Annotated in this window: 11 protein-coding genes; 3 read left to right on the plus strand and 8 right to left on the minus strand. The window is 40.3% G+C overall.

Features of this window, described 5'->3' with window-relative positions; all coding sequences use genetic code 11:
* Positions 1-3 precede the first annotated feature (3 nt).
* The 4 genes from AOG27_RS12805 to AOG27_RS21600 form a co-directional block, all read right to left on the minus strand.
* A complete protein-coding gene (locus AOG27_RS12805) occupies positions 4-1,929 on the minus strand; it encodes a hypothetical protein (protein ID WP_054553410.1) in 1,926 nt (641 codons plus the stop codon).
* A gap of 136 nt (positions 1,930-2,065) precedes the next feature.
* Entirely contained in the window at positions 2,066-3,664 is a 1,599-nt protein-coding gene (locus AOG27_RS12810; protein WP_082389270.1) for an ABC-F family ATPase, read from the minus strand.
* 613 nt (positions 3,665-4,277) lie between these two features.
* A complete protein-coding gene (locus AOG27_RS21595; RefSeq protein WP_268795046.1) occupies positions 4,278-4,952 on the minus strand; it encodes an IS110 family transposase in 675 nt (224 codons plus the stop codon).
* Positions 4,953-4,964: 12 nt separating this feature from the next.
* Positions 4,965-5,312 carry a transposase gene (locus AOG27_RS21600; protein WP_200909096.1) on the minus strand — a complete coding sequence of 116 codons (348 nt, stop codon included), beginning with the start codon at positions 5,310-5,312 and terminating at the stop codon, positions 4,965-4,967.
* Positions 5,313-5,516: 204 nt separating this feature from the next.
* Between AOG27_RS21600 and AOG27_RS12820 the strand changes: the two genes are divergently transcribed.
* Positions 5,517-7,142, plus strand: coding sequence for a methyl-accepting chemotaxis protein (locus AOG27_RS12820; protein ID WP_054553411.1), 1,626 nt, complete (start codon positions 5,517-5,519; stop codon positions 7,140-7,142).
* Between the two features lie 55 nt (positions 7,143-7,197).
* On the opposite strand, the gene AOG27_RS12825 is transcribed toward AOG27_RS12820, so the two are convergent.
* The 4 genes from AOG27_RS12825 to AOG27_RS12840 all read right to left on the minus strand — a co-directional run bounded on the left by AOG27_RS12825 (position 7,198) and on the right by AOG27_RS12840 (position 11,192).
* Positions 7,198-7,605, minus strand: coding sequence for a hypothetical protein (locus AOG27_RS12825; RefSeq protein ID WP_054553412.1), 408 nt, complete (start codon positions 7,603-7,605; stop codon positions 7,198-7,200).
* Positions 7,606-7,617: 12 nt separating this feature from the next.
* Complete coding sequence (locus tag AOG27_RS12830) at positions 7,618-8,763, minus strand: porin (protein ID WP_054553413.1); 1,146 nt, start codon at positions 8,761-8,763, stop codon at positions 7,618-7,620.
* A gap of 310 nt (positions 8,764-9,073) precedes the next feature.
* A complete protein-coding gene (locus tag AOG27_RS12835; protein ID WP_054553414.1) occupies positions 9,074-10,075 on the minus strand; it encodes an alpha/beta fold hydrolase in 1,002 nt (333 codons plus the stop codon).
* Between the two features lie 346 nt (positions 10,076-10,421).
* Positions 10,422-11,192 carry an EAL domain-containing protein gene (locus tag AOG27_RS12840; protein ID WP_054553415.1) on the minus strand — a complete coding sequence of 257 codons (771 nt, stop codon included), beginning with the start codon at positions 11,190-11,192 and terminating at the stop codon, positions 10,422-10,424.
* A 677-nt stretch (positions 11,193-11,869) separates the two neighbouring features.
* On the opposite strand from AOG27_RS12840, the gene AOG27_RS12845 reads away from it, so the two are divergent.
* Together AOG27_RS12845 and AOG27_RS12850 are read left to right on the plus strand one after the other, a co-directional pair.
* Positions 11,870-12,889, plus strand: a complete 1,020-nt coding sequence (locus AOG27_RS12845; protein WP_054553416.1) for a hypothetical protein — start codon at positions 11,870-11,872, stop codon at positions 12,887-12,889.
* Between the two features lie 59 nt (positions 12,890-12,948).
* Entirely contained in the window at positions 12,949-13,239 is a 291-nt protein-coding gene (locus tag AOG27_RS12850) for a hypothetical protein (protein ID WP_138618980.1), read from the plus strand.
* The last annotated feature ends 164 nt before the right edge of the window (positions 13,240-13,403 follow it).

Below are 13,403 nucleotides of genomic sequence, written 5' to 3' on the forward strand. Positions count from 1 at the left end.
ACTTTATTTCTCAATCCCAAACCAATAGCTATTTTGAAAAATACTCTCTTTTAATTCTCTTTCGCTGTAAGCATACGTACTTTGCCAAAACAGGCGGTCAAAAAGGTATTTATTACCGTCTTTAGCAAGAATTTTGAAATTAAATAATGATGAATAGGCAACTTCTTGATTTGCTAATACTTCATCTTTACAGCTAGCGTAATCAACTGCATTTGGGCACTGCGACATCATTGCAAAGCTAATGCTGTTGTCAGCTTCTAATTGCCAATAGCTACTTGGTGTAAAGTCAGCTCTATTTTCAAGGCCATATTGGTCAGCATAATAGAAGCTGCCTTTACCATCATCATTTATATACCAGTATATTTTCTGGCTACTGCTGGTATAATTTTGACGTAAGTAGCTAAATAGATGCTTATAGTCATCGAGTGTGATGCTTGAATCATCAACTACTTCTATGAACTCATACCCTAAGCGAGCTTGGCGCTGCTCTTTATTACGCTCGCGTGCCATGATCATTTTGCCATCAGGCTGAGTGAAAAATTGTAAGCTCGTTTCTAGGCCATTACCCATTACTTTAACGGTTTCGCCGTTATTGTCTAAGTTGTAATGCCATTTAAATGAGTCAGTACTTTTAGGTGTATTGAATGTGACCGTTGCTGTGTCGGCTGCAGTGATTGTAAAAAATGTGGGTACATAACGGAACGTTAAACCTTCGCCCGTATCTGAATTTTTATTATTGAAACGACCAGTATATGATTTACCTACTGTCAGCTCAGGAACTGTAACAGGGGTAAGTTTTCGAAGTGCGCTAATCGATGTTTTTTCTAGCAGAGCTTCAGCCAGTTCGGTTGATTCATTAATAATATTCTGTGCACTTTCATCTTTATAAGTTAAAACATGACGTAGTTTTAGCACTAAAAAGTCATCAAACTGAGCAATAACTTCTGCATCAATTAGATTAAGATCAAATGCGACATCTACTTCATGACCAAGGTTACTCAATTGCTTTGTGTTTTGAGTCGTAACTAATGTATCACTGTTAATTTTTAATACTTTACCCTCTAACGTTGCCGAAAAGTCAGCATAAGTATACGACGTAGTGCTTCCTGAAGCCGTTGGAATATAGCTTGCTAGCGATACTTCAAAGTAACTTTCCTCGCCCGTTGTACTTAAATAATTAACAGAGTGGAACGAGCTTTGATCCACATCAGCGTAGTACTCAGAGCTAAACTCTGCATTTGATTTATAAAGGGTGACAACTTCGCCTTTATCGGTTGAAACATTAAATAGCTCAACACGAATAGCATCATCGCGCTTAGCCAACACTTCCATTTCAAGTAAGGCTTGTTGATTACACTCATGCAAGCAATCAATCGCTTGGGTATTTAACGCAATGACATCAGGGTTCGACCATTCAAAACGACTTAACTCACCATTTTGAGCGATTACACCTGCATCTTCGCTAGCAAATACCAACTGTACACTGCCATCGCTTGATTGCCAGTTACCTATCACTTCGTTATTGCTAAGCTCAATAGGTTGCCATGCTGCACGGTTTTCAGCGACATTTACGGTTAAAGCGTATTGATTACTTGCCTTACCGTCAGACACTTCTACAGTAAAAGAATGGTTAGCTACTTCAAATAGGCTCGGCTCAGCATTAAAAGTCACTTGATTGCTGCTGGTCGTGACACTTAGCCACTGTGGCTTATCAATAATCGTGGTTGTCACACTGTCGTTTTGCTCATCTTTAATATCAACAACTAAGCTGGCTGATTCAAGTGCTTTGGTAGAGAGTGTGAGTGATCCAGATAGAGTAGGGGCGGTATTTTTTGTCGTTTCTGCATCTGGCTTTTTGTCTGTTGATGACCCGCCACCACAGGCTGTTAGAGCCAGAGTCAATGCCGATACGCTAAGTAGCTTATTCATTTACATCCTTTAAAATGTTGTTTTCTGTGTAAAAGAAATGCAAATTACCCAAATAAGGTAAGTCAGTCAAAGGTAATATGTAACTGAACGTAAACAAAAAGGGTGAGCAAACTTGCTCACCTATTTGAAGAGGGGGTTATTGCGCTTGTTGCGCGACATGATCCATATATTCGTCAAACGTGCCCTGAAAATCGATAAGCTGTTGATCTTTAATATCGATGATGCGAGTCGCTAATGACGATACAAACTCACGGTCGTGGCTCACAAAAATCAGCGTGCCTTGGTAATCTTTTAATGCGTTATTGAGTGCTTCAATGGCTTCCATATCCATGTGGTTGGTTGGCTCGTCCATAATGAGCACGTTGATGTCTTGCATCATTAACTTACCAAACAATAGGCGGTTCTTTTCACCACCCGAGCAGTTACGTGCTTTTTTGTTAGCGTCGTCTGCGGTGAATAATAAACGGCCTAACATAGCACGAACCATTAAATCGTTGTGCTTCGCGGTGCGCCACTGCGACATCCAATCAAATAAAGTTAAGTCGTTATCAAAGTCTTTACTGCTGTCTTGCGGGCAATAACCAATGCTGGCATTTTCAGACCACTTAACCACACCTTCGTTACTTTGTAATTCATTCACTAGGCAACGTAATAGGGTGGTTTTACCAACACCGTTTTCACCAATAACCGCAAGCTTAGCGCCGGCTTCTAGTAATAAGTCACCACCGCTGAACAGGGTTTCACCCTCAAAACCATGACCTAGCTTAGTAAGCTCTAATGCTTGGCGATACATCTTTTTGCCTTCGTCAAAACGAAGTGATGGGCTAATACGGCTTGATGCTTTTACTTCATCAAGCTTAATTTTATCCATGCGCTTAGCACGAGAGCTGGCTAATTTTGCTTTTGATGCATTGGCACCAAAGCGATTTACGAACTCTTGTAGCTCGTCTATTTCAGCGCTCTTCTTTGCGTTTTCAGCAAGTAGTTGTTCGCGTTGCAAGCTTGAAGCTTCAATCCACTTTTCGTAGTTACCAGGGTAAATTCGTAGCTCACCGTAATCTATATCGGCCATATGTGTACATACCGAGTTTAAGAAGTGACGGTCGTGCGAGATAATAATCATCGTACACTTACGCTGGTTAAGCTCGTTAGCTAGCCAAGTAATGGTATGAATATCAAGGTTATTGGTTGGCTCATCAAGTAGCAAAATATCTGGGTTTGCAAACAGCGCTTGTGCTAAAAGCACACGTAGTTTCCAACCTGGCGCGACGTTTGCCATTAAGCCGTAATGAAACTCTTGCTCAATACCCGCTTGGATCAAAATTTCTTCTGCACGACTTTCTGCTGTGTAGCCATCCATTTCGGCAAAAATGCTTTCAAGTTCAGCGACTTTCATACCGTCTTCTTCACTCATTTCTGGTAGTGAATAGATACGGTCGCGCTCTTGTTTTACTTTCCAAAGTTCTGCATCACCCATGATCACCGCATCAACCACAGTGTATTGCTCAAATGCAAACTGGTCTTGGCTTAGCGTACCTAGCTTTAAACCCGGTGCAATCGACACATTGCCAGACGTTGGCACAAGCGCACCACTTAGAATTTTCATAAAGGTCGATTTGCCGCAGCCATTCGCGCCAATTAAACCATAGCGGTTACCGTTACCAAACTTAGCTGAAATGTTCTCAAACAGAGGCTCTGCACCAAACTGCATGGTGATATTAGCGGTTGAAATCAACGAATTATTCCTAGAAAAATACTGACAGGGTTATGGGCGCAGCAACTGCGAAAATAAACAAGCAATAGGGTAAATAATAGGCCGCGGATTATACAGTTCAGCCCCTAATAACGCTATTAAAAAGAAATGAAAGTTGTGATTTTACATCGCGTCCTAAAACCTAATATTTCCCCGTAGGACTGGCTTAAGCCGGGAAATGACTAAGTTAGCGAGTTTCAAGTTACGAGGGGAAAGGTGCGAGTAACGAGATGTGAGGTAGCAGCGATTTCACATCGCGTCCTAGCGCCCATGTTTCATTCGTAGGCGTGAAACTTGTTTCGCGCGTCTGAGAGCTGAAGGTTGAAAGCTCATTATTTTTGGTTCGGCACTGAAGTACCTTATATGGACTCCTCCTATTGCACAATACCCTTCGTTAATTTTGTCAGACTGCGTGCTTATATGCGGGCTCATAATGAGGAGCTACCTCGGCCCTTTGATGTATTCGCGCCCTTGTGCCTCTTCTCCTACTCGGTGTTTTAACACCCAGGCACTTTACAGGCTATCAAGGGTGGGTCTAACCGCTTAACGCAGGTTCTTGGTCAATACTGTTGTTTCTGTTATTGAAGGCTAAATATTAATTGGCTAATAAACTGGGTTCATAACTCGTGCCCTTTTTCAGCATGGCATACGCCGTCCTAACTGTTTTATTTGCTAATGCAATGGCGGCACACTTCACACCCCGTCTTTCAACTAATGCTTTGAGCCATTGTTCTTTTTTCGTTTTTGCTTCTCGATGCTTTAGCTGACTGATGACCGCTCTGGCTCCCAGAAACAAGTGGCTGCGTAATGTTATCTCGCCACGGTATTTGGCTATATGACCTATTCGTACTTTTCCACCACTTGAGTGTTGGCGAGGGGTGACACCAACATTGGCTGCCGCATTGCGTCCGCTCGTAAAATGGGTTGTGTCACTTAAGCTTATTAATAAACCAACCGCTGTGATAGGCCCGACACCCTCAAGTGCCAGTAAACGTTCACATTGCTCATCTTGTTTTACTAAACCTGTCAGTAACTCATTTAATGTTTCTTTTAATGTTGATTGCGCTTTAAATAATTCATAGCACTGAGCTAGACACTGCCTTAAACCAGCGGTTAACCCATTATCGCTATCCTCTAGAATCTCAGGAATAGCTTGCCTAAACGCGCATTCTGATTGCTTGATTACAATCCCAAATTCAAGTAACAAGCCTCTGATTTGATTAGCCAGCTGTCGTTTCTGCTTTTCAGCTAACGCACGCATTCGCTCTATCGACTGTAAGCTTTATTGTGCTTGTGTCAGTGATTTACACGGGCGAACATTAGGTGAGAAAGAAGCGGCAGCTATTGCAATGACATCATTTGCATCTGTTTTCTGGCCAACTCTAAATGCTTTGACAAATCGAGGATCTAGAATCACGACTTCATGACCAACACTACGTGCTTTGCGTGCCCAATAATGAGCACCACCACATGATTCCATAACAACTTTACAGCGAGGTGACGTAGTGAGTATGGTCAGTAGCTCTTTTCTGCCCACCGCTTTATTACTTTGAAGTTTTTGATGAAAAAACTTACCGACTTGAAAAACATTTTTTGCCAAGTCGATGCTAATTAGGTTAAATTTTGACATGTATGGATTCCTTATTGGTAAAAGTAATTGTCCAATCTCTTTATACCGTACTCACCCTGTTTGGGGGAGGAGTCCATACATCTCCTACAAGACTTCCACAAACTGAACGAATTACGAAAAAAACCTGAAAATATATAAATATAGTTAATACTTTAGGGAAATCGGGCGATAATACTAAGTAATATGACAGCAAAGGTGGATTCAATGTCTGCAGGTATTTCTTTCAATAACTTGAGCATCACAAAAAAAATACACGCCATAACATGTATTGCCATTACGGCATTCGTGATCATAGTAGTAACCAATTTTATAGCCATGAATGACAACAAGATCTCGCTCGACGAGCTGGAAAAGTCATCATATCAGGTCGTTAAACTCACTTCAGCAAACGTTGCGCTACTCGAAAAACTAGATGAATTATACACTCAAGCGGTAACATTTGGTGAGTCAGATTTAGTTGATAGTGCAGCGCAAACGTATAAAACGATTAATGAAAATCTACAAAATATCATCAGTATCAACGACAGCTACGTGCATGCCGATACCAAAAAACAATTAGAGCTTTATGCACAAACCTCGTCAAGCATAGCAACTTCAATGATCGACGGCACCGCTGACTTTAGTAAAATTCAGCAACAAGCACAGCAAAAAACGCAGCAGTATGAGGCCGTTCTAGCTGGCTTTAAACGAGCACAAACCCGCGCAGATGATCGCTTTTTTGAACTTGTACAAGCAACCAAAGCGCGTTCAGACAACGCACTAAATTTAATGCTTGTAGTGTCTGTAGTATCACTTATTTTATTGGTTGTTACCTCAATTTGGATTGCCCGTGGAATCGGTTCATCGGCCAGCGCAGCGGCAGATAACTTACGCCTATTAGCAGACGGCAAAGGCTCTCTAAGCACACAACTAGAAGTACACGCTAAAGATGAAATCGGTCAAGTCTCGATTAACTTCAACGCGTTTATACAGCTGTTAAAAGCTGCGGTACTTGAGGTTATAGCGGTTTGTGAGCCATTAATGGAGAACTCAACACGACTTGTACAAGGCATGGAGCGTGCCGAGCGTGCCACAACTAAACAAACATCAGATGCTGAAATAGTTAAGCAATCAATGGAAGAAATGCGCCAGAGTGTCGCTGATATTTCTCATTCAGCAGCAAATGCATCACAAGCTGCGCAAACAGCCGAGCGAGAAGTTGAGCAAAGTCGAACGCAAATACAGCGTTCTGTGACAGAATCAAAAACACTAAGTGAAGAGATAAATCAAGCAGCATCAACTATTAATCAACTCGCCACTGACACCAAGAATGTGACGCAAATTTTAAACGTTATTACCTCGATTGCAGAACAAACTAACTTACTCGCGTTAAATGCTGCGATTGAAGCTGCACGTGCAGGTGAACAAGGCCGAGGCTTTGCGGTTGTAGCTGACGAAGTGCGTGAGCTTGCTTCAAGAACATCGCAGTCGACGAATGAAATCAGAGAGCTGCTTTCTACATTAACCACAGCAGCAAGTCATGCAGTAAATGCAATGAACTCAGCCCGAGATATGGCTACAAATAATGCAGAGGCCGCTGAAAATACAGGGCAATCGATTGATAAAATCTCTGAACAGATATTAGAAATTAACGGTATGAATTCGCAAATAGCCGCAGCTACCGAAGAGCAAACATCTGTTGCTAGTATGGTAGTTGATAATGTGACGAATATGCATATGTCGTTTGAAGAAACAATGGATTCATTATCGGCAGTACGTGATGTAGCGAAGAACCTTCATTACCTCTCTGATTCGTTACTCGACGCCACAGCTAAATTTAAAGTCGAGTAATTTTAGCGCAAAAAAAACCAGGCATCGCCTGGTTTTTTATTAACCGTAGTAGAACTTAAAAAGTACCAACCACTTTAACTTTATCAGTTACTTTTGCTGCATCGATATAACCGATACCATCTGCATTACCTGCAACAAAGTCAATCACAGCTTGATCATTAGCTAGTTTCTCAGGTGGAGTACCTTTACCTGTAAATACCAGTTTTGACCAATAAGCATTTAGCTGGCTGCTCGATTTACCAACCACCTTATCGTTAAACTCATCGCTTACGCTGGTGCCATCTTGGTTTACTGGGTTTACTTTTGTGCCATCATCAAACGACTTTGCCTTACCAAGGTAAATCTTTTTGATCATACCTTCGTCAATAGCACTGCTATTTGCTGGGTTCACAATGACTGCAACGTCAGCAAGTACAGCGTGCGAGCATAGTGTTAGTGCTGTCGCGATTAACAATTTTTTCATTATGAACTCCAATTAAAAAACTAAATCAACAGCAACAGCAACAACGTCGGTTTCTGTATCTGAAATGTCATCTTTAAAGCGGCTGAAATCTACTTTTAAAGCAGCAGATGGGTGGAAGTCATAACGCGTACCAATGGTATACACGTTGCTTTTTGCTTTCACGCCCTCAAGCACTTGATTAATACCCGCATTTAAAGCTGGTACTGCAGGTAGCGCGTTGTAGCGGTTGCTATCGTGTTTGTCGTCATTATTTTCGTAAGTTAAGTGCACAATCCACTCATCCATACGGTAACCAATTGACGTGTAGTATTGAGTTTGTTTAGCAAGAGCACTGTTTTCTACTTCAAACTCAGTGTATTCAGCATCAAATAGAATGTCGTTGTAATCAATTGAAAAGCCCACAGCGAAGAAAGAGCCATCATCTTCGTTTACAGCAATATCATCGGCTTGATCAACAAAACCGGCTGCTCTAAGAGTCTGCTCAAGGCCATTAAGTGCAACACCTGCATCGGTGTCGTTTTCAATATCAATTGTTGTATCTGCAACAAAGTATGCAGCACGAGCGCTAAACCAGTCATAGCTCATTGTCCAATTGATACCAGCAATATCATTAAGCTCTGTATCGCCATTAACCGATACCACAGCAATGTTGCCATCGAAGCTACCGTAAATAACTTGAACGGTTGAATCCCAATCACCTAATTGTGTGTTGTGTAACAGGCTAAGACCTTCATACGTTGAAAACGGAAGGTTATAAACAGATTGCGGTGGACGAACCCAGCGGTAAGTGTAACCAACGTCTAAGAAGTCTGAATAACGGTAAAAAGGTACACGCATTTTACCAGCACTTACTTGAAGCTCATCGCTGAACTCATAAGTTAGATAAGCCCATTCGAACTCAGCATCAAAATCATCACTACCACGCGCCACAATTTGTGCCGTAGCGCTTAGCTTTTCTTGTAAGTCTGCAGAAAGCTGCAATGCAAACATACTTTCGTTTTTAAATGAAATATCGTCATCGTAGCCGTAAAGCGTTGCGTCGTCGTCAAGGGCTTTACCGCCAACAATAGAAGCAAAGCCGTTTATGCGAACCTCTGCCATTGTGTTTGCAGACACAAAAGCAGCACATAGAGCCAATGCAATAGGAAGTTTTTTCATTGTGTATCCCTAGTATTTAGTATGAAAATGTTGATTTCGCTTAATATTATAGTAGTGCGTAGCGAAATGGGCGACACAAGTTACATATAAATTGTAATTACATCAATGAATAAGTCGTTATTTTTCACAAAAACGGTACTAAAAGTGGATAAAGTTGCTAGATAAAAGCGATAAGGGGAAAGGGAAGTTAAAAGATGCGAGTCTGTAGCAGCGATTTCACATCGCGTCCTAGAGCCTAGAACCCTGACTAATGACGCGGGATAAACCCGCTGCTACACGTAGGCGCGAAACTTGTTTCGCGCGAGCAACATTAAAATGATAAAGCTTTGTCTAATGCGCCTTTGAAGCGGTCAAAATCCTCGATGTGAGGTAAGTGGCCAATATCATCTAATTCAATTAATTGCGATTTTGAGATCATACTTGCCGCGGCTTTGCCTAACTTATCGTAACGGCCAAGCTCATAGTCAATATTTGCTTTTTTCCAATTACGGCCAGGGCCAGTCCTATCGCGTGTGCCTATAATTAATGACACTGGCATGCTTAACTGAGCAAACTCAGTTATTACAGGTTGTGTAAAAATCATATCGTAGGTTTTAGCATTAACCCATGCGACCTGCTTGTGATCAGGGCCTTGAATTTGACCACCGATAAAGTGGGTTAATTGCTCGTAAGTGTCATTCCATTTACCGTCATAATAGTTTTTCTTCTGGTAAGCAATAACCTTATCAGGTGTTTTAGCCAATTCATTTTTATAGAAAAAATCGGTGTCTTTGTATTGCGCATAATTTAAATAGTTCTCTAAACCAATTGGGTTTAGCAAAATAAGTTTACTAACTTGGCTAGAAAACATCAGGCTGTAACGACTTGCCAGCATGCCGCCCATTGAATGGCCAAGTACAATAGGGTTTTCAATATGCAAAGATGATACTAATTGATGAGTGTTATTGGCTAATACAGCAAACGAAAATTGATAATCAGCAGGCTTTGACGATTTACCAAAACCAATTTGATCCGGTATCAATACGCCATAGCCTTTGCTATTAAGGTAGTTGGCAGTATTGGTCCAATAATGGCCATTAAAGTTTTTACCATGCATCAGTATAACGGTTGGCATGTTATTGCTTGGTTTAAGGTAAGAATAAGCCATTTTTAATGGCGTATTTTGTGATGAAAAATTAAAAAATTGAACGGGTAAGTCGTATTGATAATTGCTTAATTCAGCATCAAAACTAAGAGGCTGTTCTTTTGCGATTAAGTTAGCAGAAGAGCATAAAACAAGTGCTGAGACTAACAGTATGCGTAAAAACATCATTATCCTTTCTTAACATGCTTAAAGAATATTCAGCCTAGCATCCTAAATAAAAATTTATAATATAAATACGACTAAATACTAAAAGAAGTTAGCAAGTTCAAACATGGAATTCGTAGGACTGGCTTTAGCCGGGAATGGTTTAGGTTAGCAAGAATTCAACGAAAAAGAGTAAAGTTATGAGAAACCAGCGACTTTACATCGCGTCCTAGCGCCTAGAACCTAGCACCTAAAACCTAGATGATGACGCGGGATAAATCCGCTGCTACACGTAGGCGTGAAACTTGTTTCGCGCGTTTGAAGGTTGACAGCTCTTGCCTTGTCTAAATTCGATTCTCGTTATAACCACTTAACCCAACTTACTAAAGTCAACGTCTGGCAAGCTCTCAAACCCAGGGTGGGCGAAAAAATAGCCTTGCATTAAGCTAACACCAGCTTGGCGCAACCACTGGTATTCTTCAACTGTTTCAACGCCTTCTGCAAGAGCAACAATATTGAGCTCTTCAAACATGGCTATACAATGGTTAACAATAATTTGTCTTGCTTTGTGAAGGTGTATATCTCTAATTAAACTCATATCGAGTTTAATTATATTGCTCTGAAAATCAGCCAACAAATTTAATCCAGAATGACCTGACCCAAAGTCATCGGTCGCAGTAATAAACCCCAAAGATTGGTAATAATCAACTACACGTTTGATATGTGTAGTATCTTCAACTTTTTCAACCTCGGTAAACTCGAACATAATTTGTTCTACCGGAAAATCATATTGCTTAGCAGCTTCAAGTGTCGTTTTTATACAACGCTCAGGTTTATAAATTGCATTAGGTAAAATATTAATGCTCACGATTGAATCAATTTTCAGCTGGGCAGCAAGTGAAATAGCTTTAATACGGCAAAGTTGATCGAATGTGTAGCGATTCTCGTCGGTTACTTGCGAAATGACCGAATAAGCCGACTCATTATTAAGGCCTCTAACTAATGCTTCGTAGCCAAAAATATGTTTATCGGTGCAATCAACGATTGGCTGAAAAGCCATTGTAAAATCAAAACCAAGTGCTAAATGGTCTTCGCAATGTTTACAACCTGTTGGCTGACATTGAGTTTGCTCTTTGTGCATTTAGCACCTCTGAATGAAGTCTTAATAACTCAATAGTGCTAGTAAATTATCAATTGTGCAATGTTGTTGAGTCAAAAGTATAAAACTATAGAGAAAATATGTTGCTGCCGTTTTACATAGCGTCAAACAGGCATTTATTTACTGTAGGTTCTTTCTTCACAGAGAGAAGTGAACGAGAAAATAATGAGGTATAAAAACTTACTTCTCTGAAGCGCAGCGTCTCTTATCCTCTTTGTAAGTATCTGTTTTTCTCTGTGAAGCGCGAAGCGCCTCTATGTGCTCTGTGGTTCAAATATTCTTATGCACAATGAGAAGTTAATGAGAAAACAATGAGGGTTTATCGTATTTACTTTACGTATGTTTTCATAGACATATTAGATCTTCTCTAACCATAGAGGACATAGAGAACACAGAGGAAGACAAGGAGGTATTAAAGTGTACTTCTTTAAAGTGAAGTGTCTTGTGAGTATTTGTCTCTCTGTGCAGCGCAAAGCGCCTCGGTGCCCTCAGTGGTTCAAAACGTCACGCACAAAGATAAGTGAACGAGAGAATCATTAACTATTAGCAAAAATCATTTGCCACATAACATGTACCCATTTTATTTATTCTTCATTGACTCATTACAGTGATGAAGATAACCTCTAAATAAGGATGATTAGTTAGTATGGATACTACTTATGGCTTTAGAAATTAGAATTTGTATTGATTCAGTAACCGCTGAATTTGTGAAATGTAAAGAAGATAAAGAAGACAGCTTTACCAAAGACAATAACCATATAAAAAATCAAGTTATTACTTCAGGCACGCCATATATATGGCGAAGAGAATACTCTGACTCTTACACTCCGCCTACAAATGAACAGCAAAGTATAGTTCGTCAATTCGATTTATTGCCTGCGCAATCCCGCAGAAACATTGCATATATGCTTCGCGATTTTGGCAGTGAAACGCTTATGGCAATCTCTGATTTTCAAAACCAAGTTATGCCATTTTTGTCTGAAAATACACATGGAATAGTTGGGTCTGGAGCAACATCAATTCAGGCTCGTAGCTCAAAGTTCGCTACCTATGCCAACAAATATGAAGCCGCTTTAAGAGATATTCGTATGGCTCATAAATCAGGAATGCCCAAGTATCATATGGTTGCATTAGAACAAAAAGCATTCAGTATATTCAAAGAGTTGAACGGTCAGTTTCGTGCAGAATTGCAACGTTTTATGAGTGTAAACCGTGCAAGCCGTCGTGGCACGGTTTGGTCTAATCCGAATCGGGGAATCAATATAGCTAAATCAGCAAGGCATTCTGCCAAGCTCGATATAAATAGCACCGCTGAATTCAATAAAATTAAGCGGATTGAAAATACCGGACGCTGGCTTGGCAATGGCATGATTTTACTTGATGGTGCATTTAGAGCGAACAAAGTTTACAACGACTATAAAAACAATAAGGACTGGCAGCGAAGTTTATCTACAGAGTTAGCTAGTTTTGGGGCTTCAACATTTGCAGGTATCATAACAGCATCATCAGTCACCACGGCCCTATCTTCATTTCTAATGTTAACCCCATATGGATGGGTGGTTGCTTTAGGGGTTGGGTTAGGTGCTGGTTTTTTAATGAGCCTAGCGGTTAATACAAAAAGCAAAAAGCTAACAGAAAACATATATGATAGGCAGCCTTTGATGAAAGATTTGTTTTAATGTTGATACTCAACTCAATTCTATACTGCACCATTTTCTTCTTTTTCCTAATGATGATAATGACTGTTATATTCCCGAGAATATCAGTAAGGCATATTAATAATAGGATGCTAGAAAATGGGGCTTCCCCACCTAGTTGGGATAAAGGGCTTGGAGCAAGCGCTCCATTTTATGCACTTGCTATTTTTTTAAAAAGAGCTCGTAAGCCTACACCACTATTTGATGGTAGGTTTGTCGCCAAACATGCAAGGCCAATTGATAAGTTTCTCGCTTTTTTACATCTTCTTTCTACATTTGGCTTTATTCTTAGTATTTCAATTATGGTCTTATTAGAATATGTTTTGTTATAACTAACACCACAAGTTAGCAGCAAGCACACTTCTCATGCTAACGCCTGATGTTTGGGTTGTAGCTATAGGAACTGGCTTATATACAGAATTTAAATCATCGTTTTTTGTGAACGAAAAAGTGAAGTCGCTAACTGAAAAAATTTATGACAGAGAGCCGTTATTAT

It is taken from the genome of Pseudoalteromonas lipolytica, assembly GCF_001306915.1.
Lineage (GTDB): Bacteria > Pseudomonadota > Gammaproteobacteria > Enterobacterales > Alteromonadaceae > Pseudoalteromonas > Pseudoalteromonas simplex.

Coding starts and splice junctions, on each gene's coding strand:
- AOG27_RS12820 (WP_054553411.1), top strand. CDS start 5,517: ATGTCTGCAGGTATTTCTTTCAATAACTTGAGCATCACAAAAAAAATA.
- AOG27_RS21600 (WP_200909096.1), bottom strand. CDS start 5,312: ATGTCAAAATTTAACCTAATTAGCATCGACTTGGCAAAAAATGTTTTT.
- AOG27_RS12850 (WP_138618980.1), top strand. CDS start 12,949: ATGACTGTTATATTCCCGAGAATATCAGTAAGGCATATTAATAATAGG.
- AOG27_RS12845 (WP_054553416.1), top strand. CDS start 11,870: ATGGCTTTAGAAATTAGAATTTGTATTGATTCAGTAACCGCTGAATTT.
- AOG27_RS12825 (WP_054553412.1), bottom strand. CDS start 7,605: ATGAAAAAATTGTTAATCGCGACAGCACTAACACTATGCTCGCACGCT.
- AOG27_RS12840 (WP_054553415.1), bottom strand. CDS start 11,192: ATGCACAAAGAGCAAACTCAATGTCAGCCAACAGGTTGTAAACATTGC.
- AOG27_RS12830 (WP_054553413.1), bottom strand. CDS start 8,763: ATGAAAAAACTTCCTATTGCATTGGCTCTATGTGCTGCTTTTGTGTCT.
- AOG27_RS12805 (WP_054553410.1), bottom strand. CDS start 1,929: ATGAATAAGCTACTTAGCGTATCGGCATTGACTCTGGCTCTAACAGCC.
- AOG27_RS12835 (WP_054553414.1), bottom strand. CDS start 10,075: ATGATGTTTTTACGCATACTGTTAGTCTCAGCACTTGTTTTATGCTCT.